The following is a 21345-nucleotide window of genomic DNA, read 5'->3' as shown; positions in this document are numbered from 1 at the left end:
CTCCCTGAAACCGACGCGGATTGTCGTCAACTCACTCGGTCGCGGCGACCTCGGCGGAGTCGCCACTGGTTTCGGAACCGTCATCTTCCAGACGGGCCACGGACACCACCTTCTCCTCGCCCGACAAACGGAACAGGGTGACGCCCTTGCTCTTGCGGCCCGTCAGGCGGATGTCATGGACGGGCATGCGGATGACCTGGCCGCCATCGCTGACCATCATCAGCTGATCGGTCTCATGGATGGGGAACACGGCGGCAATGGCCTTGTTGCGGTCACCCATATCCATGTTCCAGATGCCCTGGCCGCCACGGCCCGTCAGGCGGTACTCGTAGGCCGATGTACGCTTGCCGAAGCCCTGTTCGGACACGGTGAGGATCATTTCCTCGCGCGCCTTCATTTCGGCGAACTGCTCCGCCGACAGCGTCGCTTCGCCCACCGGCTCGGCATCCACATCCACCGCATCGTCGGTATCCTCGCCCTCGGCCCGGCGCAGTTCGCGCGCCTGCTTCAGATAGGCGGCGCGTTCTTCCATGCTGTAATCAGTATGGTGCAGGATCGACATGCCGATCACCGCATCCCCGCTGGCCAATTTGATGCCGCGCACGCCGGTAGAGGTACGGCCGGAGAAGACGCGCACTTCGGTGACGGGGAAGCGGATGCAGCGGCCCAGATGGGTGGCCAGCAACACATCATCCTGATCGGTACAGGTGCGGACGGAAATCAGGGTCTCGCCCTCTTCCTCCAGCTTCATGGCGATCAGGCCATTGGCGCGGATATTCTGGAAGTCCGACAGCTTGTTGCGGCGGATGCCGCCCTTGCTGGTGGCAAACACGATCTCCAGATCGCCCCAGGTGCCCTCATCCTCCGGCATCGGCATGACGGTGGAGATGGTTTCCCCCTCCTCCAGCGGCAGCAGATTGACAAGGGCCTTGCCGCGCGTCTGCGGCGTGCCCTGCGGCAGGCGATAGACCTTCAGCTTATGGACGATACCCCGGCTGGTGAAGAACAGCATGGGTGTGTGGGTGTTGGACACGAACAGGTCGGAGACATTGTCCTCCGCCTTCAGGCTCATGCCTGAGCGGCCCTTGCCACCACGCGCCTGCGCCCGATAGGTGGAGAGCGGCACGCGCTTGATATAGCCGCCCTGGGTGACGATGACGACCATATCCTCGCGCTGGATCAGGTCCTCGATGTCAGACTCGAACTCCGACTCCTCGATCTGGGTGCGGCGCGGGGTGGCAAAGCGGGCCTTCATCTCGCCCAGCTCGTTGCGGATTACATCCAGCAGCAGGAAACGATCGGCCAGGATCGCCAGGTAGGTCTTAATCTGATCGGTAACGCCGGTCAGTTCCTCGCCGATCTTGTCACGCTCCAGCCCGGTCAGGCGGTGCAGGCGCAGGTCAAGGATGGCGCGGGCCTGGGCTTCGGACACGCGGTAGGTCCCAGCCTCCGACAGGCCACGGCCCGGCTCGTCAATCAGCGCGATCAACGGCGCCACGTCGGCGGCGGGCCAGTCGCGGGCCATCATCTGCTCACGCGCCGTCTGCGGATCAGGCGCGTTGCGGATGAGCGCGATCATCTCATCCAGGTTGGCGACGGCAACGGCCAGACCGACCAAAATGTGGGCGCGCTCGCGCGCCTTGCCCAGCTCGAACTCCGTGCGCCGCGTCACTACCTGTTCGCGGAAGCGGACAAAGGCGGCGATGATGGTCTTCAGGTCCATCAGTTCGGGACGACCGCCATTCAGCGCCAGCGTGTTCACGCCAAAGCTGGTCTGCAGGGCGGTATGACGGAACAGCTGCGCCAGAACGACGTCGGGCACGGCATCGCGCTTCAGTTCAACGACCACGCGCACGCCGTCGCGGTCCGACTCGTCGCGGACATCGCTGATGCCCTCGACCAGCTTCTCGTTTACGCATTCGGCAATGCGTTCCAGCAGCTTGCCCTTGTTCACCTGGAACGGGATTTCGGTGGCGACGATGGCCCAGCGATCCTTGCGGATCTCCTCCACCTCCGTCTTGGCGCGCATGATCACGCTGCCACGGCCCGTATGGAAGGCCGACCGGATGCCCGACCGGCCCAGGATCAGCGCACCGGTGGGGAAATCCGGGCCGGGGACGATTTCGATCAGCTCATCAATCGAGATGTCGGGGTTGTCGATATAGGCCAGACAGGCGTCGATCACCTCCCCCAGATTATGGGGGGGGATGTTGGTGGCCATGCCCACCGCGATACCGCCGGCGCCATTGACCAGCAGGTTGGGGAACTTGGCCGGAAGGACCGTTGGTTCTTCTTCCGACTCGTCATAGTTCGGCTGGAAATCGACGGTTTCCTTGTCGATATCGTCCAGCATGAATTCGGCGACCTTGGCCAGACGGGCCTCGGTGTAACGCATGGCCGCCGCCGCATCGCCATCCATGGAGCCGTAATTGCCCTGACCGTCGATCAGGGGCAGGCGCATGGAGAAATCCTGCGCCATACGCACCATGGCGTCGTAAATCGCGCTGTCGCCGTGCGGATGGTATTTACCCATCACGTCACCGACGATACGCGCCGACTTCTTGTAGGGCTTGGTGCTGTCGTATCCGCCTTCCTTCATGGCGAACAGGATGCGGCGATGCACGGGCTTCAACCCATCGCGAACATCCGGCAGGGCTCGGCTAACGATCACGCTCATCGCGTAATCGAGATAGGATCGCCGCATCTCATCTTCGATGGTGATGGGCGTGATATCGGACGGCAGAGCGGGCGTGGAGGTCACCGAGGGGAACTCGTCATTACGGGTCTACAAAACCAGAGGGCCGGGGATACCAGCCATCGGGCACCCCTTGTAGCACCATTCGCGGGTGCGAACAACGAAAGGGGAAATCACCCCACCGCGGCCCGATCATCCCGGCGCGACAGCCACCAGAAACGGCCCATAAGAAAGCTGACAGCCACGAAACTGGCGATCAGGATGCCCATAAACAGGCCCAGCACCCCATGCCCCATGGGGAAGGCCAGGAACCAGCCCAGCGGCATCATGATGGCGTAATAGCTGACAAAATGCATGGCGGTGGGTACCCAGGTATCGCTGCGTCCACGTAGGGCCTGCGCCATCACCACCTGCCCGCCATCGGCGATCAGCAGCCAAGCGGACAGGGCCAGCAACGGCGCCGTCAGGGCAACAAGCGCCGGGTCAGCCGTGAATTGCGATGCAACCCAGGTGGGGAACAGCAGGAAGATCACGCCGACCAGGGCCAGGATGACACTGGTCACGCCAAGGCCTGTCCAGCCCGCGACCTTGGTTTCCACCCGATCTCCGGCACCATAGGCATTGCCCACACGTACCGATGTGGCCGTCGCCAGTCCCAGGGCGCACATGAAAGGAAGAGCGATCAGGTTCAGCCCGATCGTATAGGCACCGACCGACATGGCGCCCAGCCAGCCCGCGAAAAGGGCAAGGGCGGCGAAGGCAGACCCCTCCAGTCCGTTGGACAGACCCGCCGCATAACCGACCTGCCGCTGGTCGCCGCTGTCGCGCCACCAACCCTTGAACCCGCCCCGGATTCCCCAGGCTTGACGCTGCGGCAGCCACCAGACATAGGCGATCAGGCCGATGGCCCCCAGCCAGCGCAGGATGGTGGTGGCCCAGGCGGCCCCTTCGGCCCCCATGGCGGGAAATCCGAAATGGCCCCAGACCAGAACCCAGTTAAGCCCGACATTCAAAACATTGCCGATCAGCATCGCGACCATACCGGGAATCGGTCGTTTCATCCCCTCCAGATACAGGCTGGTGGCCAGATGCAGCCCGGCGGCGGGCATGCCAATGGCGATCACCGCCATCACGCCGGCCCCACCGGCGGCCAAATCCGGCGCCTGCCCTGTGACAAGCAGGAATTCCTCCCCCCACAGGCACAGCCCGGCCATCACCCCGCCGACCAACAGCGAATAGGGAATGGCGCGGCGCCAGATGGTACCAGTGCTCGCATCCTCACCGCGTCCAACGGCTTGGGAAACCATCACCACCACCCCCAGCAGCAGGCCGACCATGACGCCCATCATCACGCCCACCGGCATGTTGCCCAACCCGTAATAGGCCAGTTCCTGCGCCCCGAAACGGCCCACCATCAAGGTGTCCGTCAAGGCCATCACCATGATTCCCGCCCGTGCGATGATCACAGGAATGGCCAGACGAAACAATTCGCGCACATGGCGGCGAATGCGGTGGGAAAGGATTTCGGCCTGTTGGACAGCAAGGGTCATTTGGGGGATGAATCCAGTAAGCATGAAACGCCGCGCACGATACATCCGATATCGGAAATGTCCAGTGCCGCCATGTCGGGGGAACAATTCAGCCCACGCCGGGGTTGGTTGGTAGCAACCGTCACAAGAAAGGACCCGGCCCATGGGCATCGTGCCACCGCTTCCCGGCTCCACCCCGCCCGACCAGACCGAAGTGCCGCCGCCGGACGAGCTGCCGACACCGCAGCCGGGCGGGCCGCCCGAACCGCCACCCGTGCCGCAGCCGGACCCTGAACCCAAGCCGATGCACATGTCCGGTCGCACATGCATGCTGGGGGCTTGACGGCGGGGCCGTGGCGCGCGACATCACGGCCCATGACCCAGAAGAACCCCATCCACGTCATCGGCGCCGGCATGGCCGGCAGCGAAGCTGCTTGGCAGATCGCTCAGGCCGGCATCCCCGTCATCCTGCATGAGATGCGCCCTGTCCAGAAAACGGATGCGCACCAGACGGATTTCTTTGCGGAGCTGGTCTGTTCCAACTCCTTCCGGTCCGACGATGCCGAGTATAACGCCGTCGGCCTGCTGCATGAGGAGATGCGCCGCTGCGGCTCGCTGATCCTGACGGCGGCCGACACGCACAAGGTGCCGGCGGGCGGCGCACTGGCCGTGGACCGCGATCATTTCGCCGAACACGTGACCGCCACCCTGACCAGCCATCCGTTGGTGACGGTGGAGCGGGGCGAAGTGGCCGGCATTCCGCCCGAAGACTGGGATAATACCATCATCGCCACGGGGCCCCTGACCAGCATGAAGCTGGCCGAGGCCATCCGCGCCTTCACGGGCGAAGAACAGCTCAGCTTCTTCGACGCCATCGCCCCGATCATCCATACCGACAGCATCGACCTGTCCAAGGCCTGGTTCCAGTCGCGCTATGACAAGGTCGGGCCGGGCGGTACCGGCAAGGACTATATCAACTGCGCCATGGACAAGGAGCAGTATCAGGCCTTCATCCAGGCGCTGATCGATGGGGAAAAGGGCGACTTCAAGGAGTGGGAGAAGAACACCCCCTATTTCGAAGGCTGCCTGCCCATTGAGGTGATGGCGGAGCGCGGCGTCGACACCCTGCGCTATGGCCCCATGAAACCCGTGGGCCTGACCAACCCGCATGAGGGCAAGCGCCCCTATGCCGTGGTGCAGCTGCGTCAGGATAATGCGCTGGGCACGCTCTATAATCTGGTCGGGTTCCAGACCAAGCTGAAATATGCCGAACAGGTGCGGGTCTTCCGCATGATCCCCGGCCTGGAGAATGCAGAGTTCGCGCGTCTGGGCGGCCTGCACCGTAACACCTTCATCAATTCGCCGCGCCTGCTGGACGGGTCCTTGCGCCTGAAGGCCATGCCGCGGCTGCGCTTTGCTGGGCAGATTACCGGCTGCGAAGGCTATGTCGAAAGTGCCGCTGTCGGCCTGATGGCCGGGCGCTTTGCTGCCGCCGACCGGCTGGGCAGTGAACCCTCCCTGCCCCCGCGTACCACGGCCCTGGGTGCGCTTCTGGCCCACATCACGGGCGGGGCAGAGGCAGAGACGTTCCAGCCCATGAACGTCAATTTCGGCCTGTTCCCGCCCGTGACTGAGCGTCAGCCGAATGGCAAGGAACTGCACGGCAAGGACCGCAAGAAGGCCTACAGCACGCGGGCTTTGCGGGATTTGGCGGGGTGGCTGGAAGGTGGCGAGGGTCAGGCGGTGCAGTGATCTGTACCGCTCACCCTGCGCCGCCTCCCACTACAGGCTCCCCTTGAAGCGTTCGCTCAGACCTTCAGGAAGCCCATAACCCCCGTCGTCGCACCGATCCGTTCATCCAACTGGATCATGTACTTATAGCTTGCCAGGAAATGCCGGCCCGTATTGAGAATGCCGTACTGTGACGGTACGGCCAGCCTTGCATAGGCGGGGTTGACGGGTGCACCACCGCATTGGCTGGTGTTGAAGCCCCATGATACGCTGCCCAATACCACACCAACGGTGACATCCGGGATCAGCATTTGGCCGCCATTGGGGTTGGCCTGCTCCCAGTCCGCCGGGTTGGGTGGCGGATTACCGGGCTGGTTTGGCGTGTCGGGCTGGTTGGGTGTGATGATGGTGTAATCGATGCCGGTATCCATCAGGAAGGGCAGCGTGGCGTCATATTGCGTCAGGCCGCTATTGGCCGGTGGCGACAGGGTGACGCTGGCGGATGCCGTCCGCTGCCCCAGATTCATGTTCACTGGCACCTGCAGGAATTGCTGCGCCAATGCGGCGTCATAGCCGAACAGCACGCCATTCTGGTCCAGCATGTAACCGGGGGCCCAGGTACCGGCCACGATCTCCGGCACGTTCAGGAAGATGTTCAGCGGGTCCAGGCCCGTCATGCGGGTACTGACCCCCATCATGGCGACGTTGGACGGGCTGGTGCTGCGGAAGATCGTCAGCGACGGCACGGTGAAACTGGCCCCGTTCCCCCCGGTGACAATGGCGGACACCGTCACCCACTGCCCCTGATAGGCCTTACCGCTGCTGGAATAGAAGGGAGGGGTGTAGGGCGGCTGCGGCTCGATCACCTGATAGGTGCCATCGGGCAGGTAATCCGCCCCGACATTCAACCAGGGGGAGCCGGTATCCATTAGCAGGGGTGTCTGCGTCTGCCCGCCATCGAAGGAGACGTTGAAATGGTAGGCGGCCTCCACACTGCCGCCGCCCGAAACATAAGAAAGGAACAGCCCCTGCACCGCGTCCAGCATGATCAGCCCCCTTCGCCGTTGGTTGGACGCGGCGTTACCCGACATCCGGCACCAAACATACAGAAAGTCCGCCGATCAGGCATCTGACATTTTCACGTAAAGCGAGCATAATTGCAGGCGCCACTAAACCCATTTTAATGGGTTAACCGCTGCATGCGGGGCCGTTTCGTGCTATATTCGAACAATTGAGGGGTTGGCTGTGTCCAGGCCGGGCGCAGGTGTTCGGGAAGGCCCCCGATATGAAACACGCCCCGATTTTATGGTGCACAATGTTGCACAGGCTGTGGACTACCACCGCCCGACGGTCGCGGCCCAGCCGACCGACAGCGGGCGGCGCACGCTGGGGCGCAGCAGGCCAGGGTTCATCAGGTCATAGCCAGCCGCCGCCATCCGGCCCAGATAATGGTCAGCCAGAATGGCTGGCAGCAGGGCCGGCAGGGCGGCCTTCGGCACCTCCCGCCGCAACCGGCGGGCGTCTGACAGCAGCGAACGGGCCGTATCGGCCACGGCGGCGGCCACGCTGGACAGGCCGGGTTCCGGCTTCAGGTCGAACAAGGCCGGCTCGGTCACCCCATGTTCGACCATCAGGGTCAGCGGCAGGCGGGAGCGGTGGCCACGCGCCAGGAAGGGCGTGGCGCGCAGGATACCGGTCAGCGCCCAGGCTGTACCGACCAGCCTTGCTGCCTCCATCGTGGCCTGATCACGCAGCCCGAGTGTTTGACAGGCCAGCCGGGTCAGGGGTGCCCCCGTGACCTGGGCGTAATTGACCAAGCATTCCATGTCGGCTGGCGCCTCGTCATCCATGTCCGCCTCCCGCCCGTCGATCAGCAGATCGAACTGGGTGCGGTCCAGGCCGTGCCGGGCGATGGATGCGGCCAGCGGTTCCACCACCTCATGCCGGCGGGGGGTACCGGCATAGGCGCCGTCGATGCTTTCCCGCCACCATTGCAAGCGGATCTGGCCCAAGGTCGGCTCTGTCACCACCTCGCGCGTTTTGGCGACCTCATGATTGAAGGCGTACAGCGCGAACATATCTTCACGGACCGTTGCCGGCGCGAACAGGGCCGTCAGGAACCGGTCATTATCATGCTTGCGGACCGCCTCGGCACAGGCGGACAGGGCGGGGGGCGCCATTCTTGCTCAATCCATCAGGGGTGATGCCGCCTTATAGGCGCTCCGCCCCTGTTCGCAAAGCCCAAGCATCCCATATGGTTGATACGACAATTATTCAGGGGTGGATCGGGTTGACCCGCGCGCGGTGCGGTCGTATCTCTCAACCCCGTGTCCGGTCGTCCCCGCGTCAGGGGCGACACCCACCCCGAGAGAGAACAGGAGCCATCATCATGGCCTTCACCCTGCCGGCACTGACCTATGACACCGCGGCGCTGGAGCCGCATATCGACGCGCTGACCATGGCCACCCACCATGGCAAGCATCACCAGACCTATATCACCAACCTGAACAATGCCCTGGCCGACCACAGCCAGTTGCATGACCTGTCGCTGGAAGACCTGCTGAAGCGTCTGGGCGAGCTGCCGGAAAGCATCCGCACCGCCGTCCGCAACAATGGCGGCGGTCACGCCAACCATTCCATGTTCTGGTCCATCATGGGTCCGAATGGCGGCGGCGATCCGACCGGCGATGTCGGCGCGGCCATCACCCGCGATTTCGGCAGCTTCGACGACTTCAAGAAGAAGTTCAATGAGGCCGGGACCAAGCAGTTCGGCTCCGGCTGGGTGTTCGTCACCGCCGACGCCGCCGGCAAACTGGCCATCGTCGCACAGCCGAACCAGGACACGCCGCTGTTCAACGGCACGCCCGTCCTGTTCGGCAATGACGTGTGGGAACACGCCTATTATCTGAAGTATCAGAACCGCCGCGCGGACTATCTGGCCGCCTGGTGGAACACCGTCAGCTGGGACGCGGTGAACGCGCGTCTGGCCAAGATCAAGGCCGGTGCGGTGATCTAAGTTTTCCCTCAGGCGCCGGGCGGGCGCATCCGCACCCTTGGCTCACGCCCCATGTGGCGCGGGCCGGCAGTCGCCGGCCTCCACCAGTCATGGAGATGACCGGTGGTATGCTCTCCTGGTCTGATGTCTGCTGCGAACCCCGTCGGTGCAAGCCGGCGGGGTTTGTCATATCGGGGCCGCGCCGCATTATCGCCACTTCACCGTGCCTCTCTGTCATGGCAGAGTAAGGACACGATGATGAAGAGCGCCGGGACCCATGGCTGAATTCCGCCTGTCAGCACAGAACCCCGCCCAACCGGGCGACCCCGCCGCCCGCAAGGGCGCGGAGGCGGAGAATTTTCCCGTCGCCTCCCGGCTGATCCCGGCTCCCTATCGCCCGCATGTCATGGCCTTTTATGCGTTCGCGCGGCTGGGCGATGATATTGCCGATGATCCCCATGTCGAACCCGACATGAAGATTGCACAGTTGGACGCGCTGGAACGCGCCCTGGTCAGTGGCATCGGCAACCAGCCGTGGCTGGCCCCTGCCCTGACGCTGAAGGCAACGCAGACGGCCACTGGCGTATCGGGCCTGCATGCCCGGCAGTTGTTGCAAGCCTTCCGCCGTGATGCCACGGGCAGCCATTGCAAGACATGGCAGGACCTTGTCCTTTACTGCCGTTATTCCGCGAACCCCGTGGGCCGCTTCCTGCTGGAACTGCATGGGGAGGGGATCAATGCCGCCCCCGCCTCGGACGCACTGTGCACCGCGCTGCAGATCCTGAACCATATCCAGGATTGCCGGCATGACTGGGTGGAGTTAGGCCGCTGCTACCTGCCCACCGCCTGGTTCAAGGAGGCCGGTGGATCGGTCGAACATCTGGTCGAGACGGAGGCGACGCCCCCCGTTCGTGCCGTGATCGACCGGACGCTCGACAATGTCGATTCGCTGCTACGCCGGGCCGGTGCCCTGCCCCGCCTGATCGCCAATCCGGGCCTGCGCATGGAATCGGCGGTCATTATCGAGATGGCGGTGGCCCTGTCGAAGCAGTTGCGTCGGCGTGACCCGCTGGCCGGCAAGGTGCAATTGTCGGCGTTCAGCCGGCTGGGCGCGGTGCTGCTGGGTGTGTTGCGCGGCATGTCGCGCCGCCCGCCGCGCCTGTCACCCGAAAGCGGGCTGGCCAAGGCCGGCAGTTGCGGCACCTCCACCTTCTACTGGCCGCTGCGGCTGCTGGGGCAGCGCAAGCGCCGGGCGATGTTCGCCATCTATGGCTTCTGCCGCGCCGTGGACGACATTGCCGACGGCAAGGAGAATAACGAGGTCAAGCGCGGCGCCCTGACCGACTGGCAGCGGCGCATCGACGCCATGTATGGCATGCCCAGCCCGGGCCGCCATCATGGCCGGCTGCGCGATCTGGCTTCTGCCGTGCGGCGCTATAACCTGCCCCAGGCCGAATTCCAGGCCGTGATTGACGGCATGATGATGGATGTGGATGGGCCCATCCGCGCCCCCTCGCTTGGCATGCTGGCGCAATATTGCCGGCGCGTGGCGGGGGCTGTGGGCCTGTTGTCCGTGCGCGTCTTTGGCAAGGGCGATGCAAGCGCCGATGCCTTTGCTCTGGCGCTGGGCGAGGCGTTGCAGCTCACCAACATCCTGCGGGATGTGGAGGAGGATGCGCGCGATGGCCGCTGCTACCTGCCGGAGGAGATGCTGGAGGATGCGGGCATCGACATTTATGCCGTGCAGTCCGATCCCGTCTCCCTGCTAACTGACCCGGCATTGCCGCAGGTCTGCGAGGCGCTGGCCGCCCGTGCGGAAGCCGCTTTCCATCAGGCCAACGGCCTGTTGAAGCAGCCGCATCGCAAGCTGTGGCCGGCCGCCGCCATGATGGTGCTGTATCACCGCATTCTGTTGCGCCTGCGTCAGCGGGGCTGGTCACCTGACGCCCTGTCCCGCCGCCCGCGCCTGGGCAAGTGGGAAAAGATCAGCGTGGCGCTGTCCTGCGCCCTGGGCCGCGCCCCCCGCCTGTGACCGGCACGGTCCATGTGGTCGGGGCCGGGCTGGCGGGGCTGGCCTGTGCCACGGCACTGGCCGGTTCTGGTCGCGACGTCATCCTTTACGAAGCAACCGATCATGCCGGTGGCCGCTGCCGGTCCTGGCATGACGGTTTGCTGGATAGGGTGATCGATAATGGCAATCACCTGATCCTGGGCGCCAATCCCGAATGCTTCGCCTATCTGGACCGGATTGGGGGGCGGGCGGGCTTGATTACGGTTGATCCGGTCGCCCTGCCCTTTCTGGACCTGCGGGATAGGCGGTCCTGGACCCTGCGCCCCGGCAACGGCCCGCTTCCCCTTTGGCTTACCAATCCTGCCCGGCGGGTGCCTGACAGTAGGCTGCTGGACTATCTGGCTGCGTTCAAACTGGCCTTTGTCAGCCCGGATGCGCCGGTAGCGGATGTACTGCCAGCGGGGACGCCGTTGACGGAGCGGCTGTGGAAGCCGCTTGCCGTCAGCATTCTGAACACACCGTACGACACAGGGTCTGCCCGCCTGCTCTGGTCCGTGTTCCGCCGCACCCTGCTGCGCGGGGCAGAGGCCTGCCGCCCCTGGATCGCGGGGCCGGCCGGGTTATCAGGCGCCCTGGTCGATCCGGCGCTGGCCTATCTCGCCCGATCTGGTGCGGCAGCACGGTTTGGGGCTCGTCTGAAAGCACTGGAGCGGACAGCGGATGGCCTTGTATCTGCCCTGGATTTCGGGTCGGAACGGATTGTTCTGGCGGCCCATGACAAGGTGGTCCTGGCCGTACCGCCGGAGGTCGCCGCACGCCTTCTGCCCGATTTGTCGGTGCCTGACCGGTATCACGCCATCCTGAATGCCCATTACCGGCTGCAAAGCCCGGTTACGCTGCCCGGTGGCCTGCCCCTGATCGGTCTGGTCGGCGGGGTGGCGGAATGGCTGTTCCTGCGCGGCGACGTGCTGTCGGTGACCATCAGCGCGGCGGATGCCCTTATGGACCGCGATGCTGACGATCTGCTTCGCCTGATCTGGCGGGATGTGGCGGCGGCGACGGGGCTTGATCCCGACCGCCCGGCATCGGGCCGGATCGTCAAGGAAAAGCGCGCCACGTTTGCCGCCACGCCGGATCAGCAGCGCCGCCGTCCGGGGCCGCAACTGTCGGCCAATCTGCTGCTGGCCGGCGACTGGACCGATACCGGTCTTCCCGCCACCATCGAGGGGGCGGTACAGTCGGGACACCGGGCCGCAGCGATGGCGGCGCAATAATGGTTCAGGGCTTACCCTTCACCACATCCCCGCCCTTCACCACCACATCGACCTTTTCCAGGATCGAGATATCGGCCAGCGGATCGCCCTTGACCGCGATCAGGTCGCCATAGCGGCCAACGGCCAGGGTGCCGACATCGGCGGACGCACCCAGCGCATCGGCGGCATTGACCGTGGCGGCCTGAATGGCCTGCAGCGGCGTCATCCCGAACTGCACCATGCGGCTGAACTGCTTGCCATTGTCGCCATGGGGATAGACGCCGGCGTCGGAGCCGAAAACCATCTTTACCCCGGCCTTCACGGCGCGGCTGAAGCTTTCACGCTGGGTCTTGCCGACCACCCGTTCCTTGGCCAGGCTTTCCGGCAGGAAGCCCGCCGCCTCCCCCGCCGACAGGATATATTCGGTGTTGTAGATATCCATGGACAGGTAGGTGCCGCGCTCCTTCGCCAGCTTGATGCCTTCATCATCAATGAAGCTGGCATGTTCGACCGTGTCCACACCGGCGCGGATGGCGGCCTTGATGCCGGCTGTGCCATGGGCATGGGCGGCGACTTTCAGTCCCAGGCGCTTAGCCTCCGCCACGATGGCGTCCATTTCTTCCTGCGCCAGTTGCTGGGCGCCGACCTGCGTACCCTTGGACAGGACACCACCGGTGGCGCAGATCTTGATCAGGTCGGCGCCGTATTTCTTCACCTCGCGCACCTTCTTGACCACGCCCCAGGGGCCGTCGGCGGCACCCTGGCTGTGCGCGTCATATTCGGGCGGCAGCAGGTTGTTGTCGCAATGGCCGCCCGTGGCCCCGATGGAGGGACCGGAGACGTAGAGACGGGGGCCGTTCAGACGGTTGGCCGCCAGGGCCCGGCGCAGGGCGACGTCGGAATAACCGGCGGCACCGAGGTTACGCGCCGCCGTGAAGCCGGCCATCAGGGTCTTTTCCGCGTGGATGACGCCATTGATCGTTTCATCCCCCGTCGATTCCGCCAGCCCCTCATAGCCGTGCATGTCATGCCGGCCCGTCAGATGCACATGCATGTCGATCAGGCCGGGCAGAATGGTCATGCCCGTCAGGTCCAGACGTGCCGCCCCATCCGGCACCGCCACCGACCCTTGCGTCCCCACGCTCGTGATACGGCCATCGGTGATAACCAGGGCCGGTTTCTCCACCAGCTTTCCGGACACGACATCGACCATTCGGTCAGCCTGGATATAGGTGGTGGCAGCCTGCGCGGACAACACCCCGCCCAATGCGGTGGCGGCCAGAAGCAGAGCGGAAAGCGAACGGGAGAGAGAGATTGCCATGGGATCGCGGCCCCTTATTGTCAGTTGCCAAAGGCGTAACACAAGGGGCCGCATAAATTAAGCCAGCCTGTATCAGGCGCGAATACCACTGACGAAACGCTGAACCTCCTGACGCAGCAGCGTGGCTTCCTGAGACAAGCTGTCCGACGCGTTGCGCGCCTGGGCTGCCATCCGCCCGGTTTCGGCGGCGGCCTGGGTCACGCCCTCGATATTGGATGTCACCTCCCGCGTACCGGTGGCCGCTTCCTGCACATTCCGGCTGATTTCACGGGTGGCGGCACCCTGTTCTTCGGCAGCCGCAGCGATGGTGGTCACCGTCTCGCTGATGCTGACGATGGTGCGGCCAATGGACTGGATGGCGCTGACGGCGGTGCCGCTGACAGACTGGATGGCGGCAACCTGCCCCGCGATTTCCTCCGTCGCCTTGGCTGTCTGGTTGGCCAGGCTTTTCACCTCCGAGGCAACGACAGCGAAGCCTTTGCCGGCCTCCCCGGCGCGGGCCGCCTCGATCGTGGCATTCAGGGCCAGCAGGTTGGTCTGGGCCGCAATGGACTGAATCAGGTTAACGACATCGCCGATTTTCTGGGCTGCCTCGGCCAGACCGGCAACGGTGCCGTTGGTCCGCTCGACCTCGCCCACAGCCTCTGTCGCGCGACGGGAGCTATCAGCGATGCGTTGGTTGATCTCTTCGATCGAATAGGCCAGTTCCTCTGCCGCTGCCGCCACCGTCTGCACATTGGCATTGGCGATATCGGCGGAGTTTGACACGACGGTCGCCTGGGAATTGGTCTGGGTGGCGATGGCGGACAGGGCCTCGGCATCACTGCGGATGCTGTCGGACTGTTCGGCCACGGCCGATACGACATGCCCGACGGAGCTTTCAAATTCATCGGCCAGACGGTTCAATTCCTGACGGCGGCTTTCAGCGGCGGCCTGTTCGTCCTGACGCCGCTGTTCCTCCATCTCCGCCACGCGGCCGGCATTTTCCTTGAACAGCTGCAGGGCCGTGTTGATGGCGCCAATCTCATCCCCACGGTCACGGTCAGTCACCTCCACCGCATGGTTGCCACTGGTCAGCGCCTGCACGGTATTTATGATCCGGCGCAGCGGCGTGCCGACGATTTGGCGGGTGGAATACCACAGCGCCAGGACCAGAATCGCCGTCAGGACCAGGGCACCGATCAGGATGGCGTTGCGCAGCTGAACCTTCGGTGCCTCAATCTTGTCCATGGGCAGATTGACCATGATGGACCACGGCGTACGGGTGGTGCCGATCTGGATCGGCACGAACAGCTGCGTCACCTCGGTATTCAGGCTTTTCGAGAAAGAAAGGTGCGAATGGGCCCGGCCTTCCTTGATAGCAGGCAGCGCTTCCTTCAGCTTCTCGTTAGTCTGCCCGATGGGCTTGCCCAGATGATCGCGGTTGGCATAGCCAACCCACAGCCCCCCGTTTGAAATCAGAGAGACGCTGCCCGTATCAAACGGTTTCACTGATTTCAGTTCATCACCGATACCATCGGTCGCGATATCGACACCCGCCACGCCTATGAACGTGCCGTTCTCAATGATCGGCACAGCCAGTGACATGATCAAGGTGGACTTCCCAGCGACCGTATAGGTGTAGGGCTCAATCGCCACCTCGCGCATCAGACGCTTGGGCAGCTGATAGTAATCGCCGGCCCCGTCGGTATCAAAATCGACCAGTGGTTCCAGGTCCACCTTCCCGGAACCACGGTTCCAATAGGGGACAAAGCGGCCGGCGGCATCGCTGCCCGGCGTGTTCGCAGCAGCGGCATCCTTGCCATCCAGGGCGTTGGGCTCCATGCCAACCCAGACAGCCAGCACACCTGGATTGGCTTCCAACTGCGCCTTCAGCCAGGTGTTCAACTGGGCCCGGTTAACAATCCCGGCCTGCTTCATGCTGAGCATGGAGGTCGCCACAAAACGGCTGACATCCATGGCATCGTTCAGGCGACGTTCAACCAGGGCACCATGATATTGGCCCAGCCGCTGCCCAACCTCCAATGACAGGGTGTCGGTGCTCTCCCCGCTGCTTTCCGTAATGGCAACAATGCCCACGCCAAGGCCGGCAACAAGGACGAGGATGATCGCCAGGATCAACTTCGTTACCAACGGAAGTTTCTTGAACATAACGCCCCCCTGTCATTCGATGGGGGCATTAACTGCTCCGATAATTAAAATTTTCTTTAAATGTTTCGACCGGTTGCCACTGTATGGATTAACGACGAAACACCATGATTGCTATCGATAGCAATGGCGGATTTCCGCCAATTTCCAACAGGACAACTCTACCAAGGCGGCTTACCGTTCATGGATATAGAATAAGCAGCGCAATGCGGCTACCAACTGTTACAACCACACATAATTTAAAAAAATCGTTAAATTACAACAAGATAAGGCCCCAAAACATCCGAAACTGGCGTTTTGGGGCCTCAGACTCCTGACACAAAGCAGACCTATGATTGCAGCGCATGCCACAACCGCAGGGATAGTTTTTATTCGGCCGCCACACGGGTACGCGGCTGACCGTCACGCACAGCCTTCAGCGTTTCCGCGATCAGGAAGGCCAGTTCCAGCGACTGACTGGCATTCAGGCGCGGATCGCAGGCGGTGTGGTAACGCAGTGCCAAGGCATGGTCGGTAATGGCCTGGGCGCCGCCCGTGCATTCCGTCACGTCCTGACCGGTCATTTCGAAATGCACACCGCCGGGATGCGCACCTTCGGACCGGATGACCTCCATGAAGCCCCGCACCTCGCCCAGGACCCGGTCGAACGGACGGGTTTTGAAGCCGGTGGAGGACTTGACGGTGTTGCCATGCATCGGGTCGCAAGACCAGACGACGGTCCGACCCTCCCGCTGCACCTTGCGGACCAGCGGCGCCAGCTTGTCCGCCACCTTATCGGAGCCCATGCGCACGATCAGGGTCAGGCGCCCCGCCTCATCCGCCGGGTTCAGGATGTCGATCAGGCGGATCAGGTCATCCGGGTCCATGGTCGGGCCGCATTTCAGGCCGACCGGGTTCTTCACCCCCCGCAGGAACTCCACATGTGCGCCATCATGCTGGCGCGTGCGGTCGCCGATCCACAGCATATGGGCCGACACGTCGTACCAATCGCCGGTCGTGCTGTCGATGCGGGTCAGCGCCTGCTCATAAGGCAGCAGCAACGCCTCATGGCTGGTAAACAGTTCCGTCTCACGGATCTGCGGCGTGGTTTCACCTGTGATGCCGCAGGCAGCCATGAAGGACAGCGTCTCGTCCAGACGGTTGGCCAAGTCCTGATAACGCTCGCCCTGCGGACTTTTCTCCACAAAGCCCAAGTTCCACTGATGCACCTTGTGCAGATCGGCATAGCCACCCTGGGCGAAGGCACGCAGCAGGTTCAGGGTGCTGGCAGACTGATTGTAAGCCTGGACCATCCGCTCGGGATCGGGGATGCGGGCATCGGGCGTGAAGTCGAAGCCGTTGATGATGTCGCCGCGATAGCTGGGCAGCTCAACGCCATCGATCACCTCTGTATCGGCGGAACGCGGCTTGGCGAACTGCCCGGCCAATCGCCCCACCTTCACGACAGGCGTCGCGGCACCGAAGGTCAGCACGACCGCCATCTGCAACAGCACGCGGAACGTGTCGCGGATATTGTTGGGATGGAACTCGGCAAAGCTTTCGGCGCAATCGCCACCCTGCAGCAGGAATGCCTCCCCGCGCGCCACCTTGCCCAGATGATCCTTCAGCCGCCGCGCCTCGCCCGCAAAAACCAGCGGCGGATAGGCCGCCAGCTTGGCTTCGACGGCCTTCAACCTGGTTTCGTCGGGATAAGACGGGACCTGCCGGATCGGCTTGGCGCGCCAGCTGTCAGGCGTCCAGCGCCCAGCGGTCCCCACCTTCTGCGTATCCGTCGACATGTCCTGCTCTTCCTTCTACAGCCATCGCCGCACCGGCCTCTTCCCGGCGGCGGGATGTGCATATGGGTTACCCAGCATCGGATTTCACCGGTGGGTCGAACTTTGTAAGCGACTCGCGTTGGTATTTTCCAGTCCAAACGACCTGCATTCTGCGCAATGTTCGTGCGCAAATAGGCCGCGCAGGCCGGCAAGCCCTTGCCTATACTCACAAACAGATTACCCGCAGACAGGACAGGACCCGCCCATGACGGCCGATGCAGCAAGCCCGGAGCAGAAGAAGGCCCCCATCGGCTGGCGACAGGTGCTGCGATCGCTGGGCCAGCGCAAGGTGCTGGTCATGCTGCTGCTGGGCTTTTCCTCGGGCCTGCCCTTCCTGCTGACAGGCAATACATTGGGATTCTGGCTGCGCGAAGGCGGGGCCGATCTGGCCACCATCGGCTTTCTGTCCTGGATCGGGCTGGCCTATTCATTGAAGATGCTGTGGGCGCCCCTGGTAGACCGGCTGGATGCGCCAATCCTGGGGCGGCTGGGCCGGCGGCGCGGCTGGATAGTGCTGTCGCAATTGCTGATCGGGGCCGGGCTGTTCGGCATGGCTGCCGTGGGGCCGGACGGGGCAAACCTTTGGAAGCTGGGTGCCTTTGCCCTGCTGGCAGCCTTTGCTTCGGCCACGCAGGATATCGTGGTCGATGCCTGGCGCATTGAAAGTGCCGAAGACGGGGCCGAACAGGGCCTGCTGTCCGCTGCCTATCAGACCGGGTATCGGGCCGCCATGCTGGCCACCGACAGCCTGATCCTGCTGCTGGCCGCCGGGATCGGCTGGCAGGCATCTTATGGCGTTGCGGGTGCCGTGATGGCGGTTGGCGTTGTCGCCACCCTGATGGCGACGGAGCCGATGCGTCACGCCCCGACGGGCGGCATGGCGTCGGCCCCGCTCTGGACGCCGGTGGGCCTGTTTGATGCGATTGTCGGGCCGCTGCTCAGCTTTTTGCGCACCTATGGTGCCTTGTCGGTGCTGATGCTGCTGGTGGTGATGACCTTCCGGCTGGGCGATTTCATGATCGGGCCGATGATCAACCCGTTCTATGTCGATCTGGGCCTGACCAAGGAAGTGGTGGGCACCGTTCGCGCCTCTGTCGGGCTTTGGGCCTCCATCGCGGGCATTGCATTGGGCGGCCTTGCGTCCGTGAGGCTGGGCTTCCGGCGAACCTTGATCTTTGGCGCGGTCCTCGGCCCCTTTTCCAACCTTGCCTTCTCCGTCATGGCGCTCAGCGGGCCGGATATCGGCGTGTTTACGGCGGCTATCATCGTTGACAATGTCGCGACCGGCTTCGCGGGCGTGGCCCTGACCGCCTATATGTCGAGCCTGACAAGCCTGGGCTACACCGCCACTCAATATGCGCTGCTGTCCTCACTCTATACGGTGCTGGGCAAGGTGCTGAAGGGCTTCTCCGGACAGATGGTGCTGGGGCTGGAGCCGATTGCCGGACAGATGGGGGCCTACGCCCTGTTCTTTGCCGGTACCGCCGCCATCGGTATTCCCGTGGTGGCGCTGTGCCTGTTCTTGGACCGTGCCGCCAGCCGGCAGCGGCAGACATGACCGAAGCCGGGTGGGGATGCCCCCACCCGGAACCCTCACTTAAAAGCCACAGGGGCAGGTACACATCGGCGGGTTTGTACCGCCACCGCCAGGATTGGTGCCCCCGCCGCCGGGGTTTGTGCCACCCCCGCCAGGATTGGTGCCACCGCCACCAGGGTTGGTGCCGCCGCCGCCAGGATTGGTGCCACCACCACCGGGATTGGTGCCACCGCCACCAGGATCGGTGCCACCGCCGCCGGGGTTCGTGCCGCCGCCGCCAGGATTGGTGCCACCACCGCCGGGGTTCGTGCCGCCGCCGCCAGGATTGGTGCCACCACCGCCGGGGTTCGTGCCGCCGCCGCCAGGATTGGTGCCACCACCGCCGGGGTTCGTGCCGCCGCCGCCAGGATTGGTGCCGCCACCACCGGGATTGGTGCCGCCGCCACCAGGATTGGTGCCACCACCGCCGGGGTTCGTGCCGCCGCCGCCGGGGTTCGTGCCGCCGCCGCCAGGATTGGTGCCACCACCGCCGGGGTTCGTACCGCCGCCGCCAGGGTTCGTGCCGCCGCCGCCGGGGTTCGTACCGCCGCCGCCAGGATTGGTGCCACCACCGCCGGGGTTCGTACCGCCGCCACCAGGATCGGAGCCACCACCGCCGGGGTTCGTGCCGCCACCGCCAGGGTTCGTACCGCCACCGGGATCAGTGCCACCACCGCCCGGATTGCTACCGCCGCCGCCGGGGTTCGTACCACCACCACCGGGATTGGTGCCGCCACCGCCGGGGTTGATCCCACCACCGCCAGGCAATGTGCCACCACCGGGATCAATTCCGCCGCCGCCTGGGTTGGTCCCACCACCACCAGGGTTCGTACCGCCCCCTCCCGGATTGGTGCCACCACCACCGGGATTGGTGCCACCACCGCCAGGATTCGTGCCGCCACCAGGGTCAGTACCGCCACCGCCGGGATTTGTGCCGCCGCCCCCTGGGGTGGTTCCCGGACCCCGACCACCGCCGCCGCTCGTACCCGCCACGACGCTGCCACCGACACCGGCCGCAACACCAGCAACAACCCCCGGAGCCACAGCACCGGCGCCAACACCAGCACCGGCAGCCGTTGCCCCCGTGGTGCCACCCGCACCGCCGCCACCGCCCCCAAGGTTGGACGCAGCCCCCCGATCATCCTGGGGGACAACCTCCGCCACCTGCTGATCCTCGCTGGAGCGTGAATTGATATTGGTCAGCGTGTCATCGCCAAGTGCCACCACCGTCCGGCTGCCGGGATTGATCACTTCACCGCCGACCAGCTGGATCTGGGTATGCAGGCCCGTAGCGACGCTGATGGCGGTTGCGATGGCGCCCAGGTTTAGGGGCTGGTTAGCATAGATGACAGGATTTTCCACCATGGCCGCCAGGACCACGCGTCCACGCAGCATGCTTTCCATAACATTGACAACGACGCGGACCTTGGCCGCCGTCATGGCTGTGGCCGCCACGCCCTGTGGCCCTGGAACCGTCACGCGCAGGTCTCTGATTTCCAGTTCCGGCGGAAATCCCCGCACCGATTCCGGCAGCGCCTGCACCCGCATGCCACGCAGGTTGCCGGCATTCATGGTGGCCAGCACCTTTTCCGCCCGCCCCGGAATGTCAAAGGCAAAGGGTGCCAGCAGCACCAGGAGGGTCAGAATTACGCTGGTATAGAGTACGAAGCGGAAAAACCAGCGAAGCGGGGTCAGCATAAAACGCAACATGGCGGATAACCGGCACGGGTTGGCGGGTGCCGCATCCTACAGCGGCATCACCCCCAAAGTCTTGTGGTCGATGCACAGGTCGACCACCAAACTTGGATAGGGTGGACAGAGAGGCCATCCCGACGCATCCTGCGTCCCTTAAAGCCGCCGACAGGTCCCCTGCCCCATGCCGCCAACCGCAACGCCACAGCTGTTCGTCTTCCGCTGGCGCAATGAGGCCGGCAGGGATACGGAGCTGTCCTGCTGGGCCGTCAATGAGCGGGAGGCGGAATTGTCGGCCCTGCGCGCCGGCTGGCCCGGCCATGACGGGTCGCGTATGGGCCGCTACCGGGCACAGCTGAAACGGCACCTGCTTTATGATGAAGATTTTTGAAAACAGATATTGACAGGCCCAGCGCAGTTTCATAAATAGCGGCTCCCGTTCGGGACCACCCGGACGGACGAGCTTCGGCACCGTAGCTCAGCGGTAGAGCAGGGGACTCATAAGCCCTTGGTCGCGTGTTCAAATCACGCCGGTGCCACCATTTCAACACCCCGTCAGAGATACCTCTGGCGGGGT

General features: G+C 64.1%; 15 protein-coding genes and 1 tRNA gene. 8 read left to right on the top strand and 8 right to left on the bottom strand.

Annotated features, from left to right (window positions below; translation table 11 throughout):
- Nucleotides 1-31: 31 nt before the first annotated feature.
- Nucleotides 32-2761 (bottom strand): DNA gyrase subunit A, encoded by a 2730-nt coding sequence (gyrA, locus tag C0V82_RS03595; RefSeq protein ID WP_102111156.1) that lies wholly within the window; start codon nt 2759-2761, stop codon nt 32-34.
- A 107-nt stretch (nt 2762-2868) separates the two neighbouring features.
- Nucleotides 2869-4245 carry an MATE family efflux transporter gene (locus tag C0V82_RS03590; protein ID WP_102111155.1) on the bottom strand — a complete coding sequence of 459 codons (1377 nt, stop codon included), beginning with the start codon at nt 4243-4245 and terminating at the stop codon, nt 2869-2871.
- Between the two features lie 142 nt (nt 4246-4387).
- Here C0V82_RS03590 and C0V82_RS03585 point away from each other — a divergent pair, with 142 nt between their 5' ends.
- Both C0V82_RS03585 and trmFO read left to right on the top strand, forming a co-directional pair.
- Nucleotides 4388-4567, top strand: a complete 180-nt coding sequence (locus C0V82_RS03585; RefSeq protein ID WP_102111154.1) for a hypothetical protein — start codon at nt 4388-4390, stop codon at nt 4565-4567.
- A gap of 32 nt (nt 4568-4599) precedes the next feature.
- Entirely contained in the window at nt 4600-5976 is a 1377-nt protein-coding gene (gene trmFO, locus C0V82_RS03580; RefSeq protein WP_102111153.1) for a methylenetetrahydrofolate--tRNA-(uracil(54)-C(5))-methyltransferase (FADH(2)-oxidizing) TrmFO, read from the top strand.
- A 56-nt stretch (nt 5977-6032) separates the two neighbouring features.
- Here the strand turns inward: trmFO and C0V82_RS03575 are convergent, their stop codons facing one another.
- A complete protein-coding gene (locus C0V82_RS03575) occupies nt 6033-7001 on the bottom strand; it encodes a hypothetical protein (protein ID WP_102111152.1) in 969 nt (322 codons plus the stop codon).
- A 288-nt stretch (nt 7002-7289) separates the two neighbouring features.
- Nucleotides 7290-8135, bottom strand: coding sequence for a phytoene/squalene synthase family protein (locus tag C0V82_RS03570; RefSeq protein WP_102111151.1), 846 nt, complete (start codon nt 8133-8135; stop codon nt 7290-7292).
- 209 nt (nt 8136-8344) lie between these two features.
- On the opposite strand from C0V82_RS03570, the gene C0V82_RS03565 reads away from it, so the two are divergent.
- The 3 genes from C0V82_RS03565 to hpnE all read left to right on the top strand — a co-directional run bounded on the left by C0V82_RS03565 (nt 8345) and on the right by hpnE (nt 12235).
- Nucleotides 8345-8971 carry a superoxide dismutase gene (locus C0V82_RS03565; RefSeq protein ID WP_102111150.1) on the top strand — a complete coding sequence of 209 codons (627 nt, stop codon included), beginning with the start codon at nt 8345-8347 and terminating at the stop codon, nt 8969-8971.
- A 256-nt stretch (nt 8972-9227) separates the two neighbouring features.
- A complete protein-coding gene (locus C0V82_RS03560; protein ID WP_102111149.1) occupies nt 9228-10982 on the top strand; it encodes a squalene/phytoene synthase family protein in 1755 nt (584 codons plus the stop codon).
- Complete coding sequence (hpnE, locus tag C0V82_RS03555; RefSeq protein ID WP_102111148.1) at nt 10979-12235, top strand: hydroxysqualene dehydroxylase HpnE; 1257 nt, start codon at nt 10979-10981, stop codon at nt 12233-12235. Before C0V82_RS03560 ends, hpnE begins: the two co-directional genes overlap by 4 nt.
- Before the next feature lie 4 nt (nt 12236-12239).
- On the opposite strand, the gene C0V82_RS03550 is transcribed toward hpnE, so the two are convergent.
- The 3 genes from C0V82_RS03550 to C0V82_RS03540 form a co-directional block, all read right to left on the bottom strand.
- Nucleotides 12240-13535, bottom strand: a complete 1296-nt coding sequence (locus tag C0V82_RS03550) for a Xaa-Pro dipeptidase (protein WP_102111147.1) — start codon at nt 13533-13535, stop codon at nt 12240-12242.
- Between the two features lie 72 nt (nt 13536-13607).
- Nucleotides 13608-15686 (bottom strand): methyl-accepting chemotaxis protein, encoded by a 2079-nt coding sequence (locus tag C0V82_RS03545; RefSeq protein WP_102111146.1) that lies wholly within the window; start codon nt 15684-15686, stop codon nt 13608-13610.
- 365 nt (nt 15687-16051) lie between these two features.
- Nucleotides 16052-17461: a class II 3-deoxy-7-phosphoheptulonate synthase gene (locus C0V82_RS03540; protein ID WP_102111145.1), complete on the bottom strand. Its 1410-nt coding sequence runs from the start codon at nt 17459-17461 to the stop codon at nt 16052-16054.
- A gap of 244 nt (nt 17462-17705) precedes the next feature.
- On the opposite strand from C0V82_RS03540, the gene C0V82_RS03535 reads away from it, so the two are divergent.
- Complete coding sequence (locus tag C0V82_RS03535; protein WP_102111144.1) at nt 17706-19058, top strand: AmpG family muropeptide MFS transporter; 1353 nt, start codon at nt 17706-17708, stop codon at nt 19056-19058.
- A gap of 39 nt (nt 19059-19097) precedes the next feature.
- Here C0V82_RS03535 and C0V82_RS03530 read toward each other — a convergent pair whose 3' ends face one another.
- Nucleotides 19098-20786, bottom strand: a complete 1689-nt coding sequence (locus C0V82_RS03530) for a hypothetical protein (RefSeq protein WP_102111143.1) — start codon at nt 20784-20786, stop codon at nt 19098-19100.
- Between the two features lie 166 nt (nt 20787-20952).
- On the opposite strand from C0V82_RS03530, the gene C0V82_RS03525 reads away from it, so the two are divergent.
- Both C0V82_RS03525 and C0V82_RS03520 read left to right on the top strand, forming a co-directional pair.
- A complete protein-coding gene (locus C0V82_RS03525; protein ID WP_054169473.1) occupies nt 20953-21159 on the top strand; it encodes a hypothetical protein in 207 nt (68 codons plus the stop codon).
- 76 nt (nt 21160-21235) lie between these two features.
- Nucleotides 21236-21310: transfer RNA gene (locus tag C0V82_RS03520), tRNA-Met, on the top strand.
- Nucleotides 21311-21345 lie beyond the last annotated feature (35 nt).

This window comes from Niveispirillum cyanobacteriorum, assembly GCF_002868735.1.
Lineage (GTDB): Bacteria > Pseudomonadota > Alphaproteobacteria > Azospirillales > Azospirillaceae > Niveispirillum > Niveispirillum cyanobacteriorum.
This window is presented reverse-complemented; position numbering and strand designations above follow the sequence as displayed.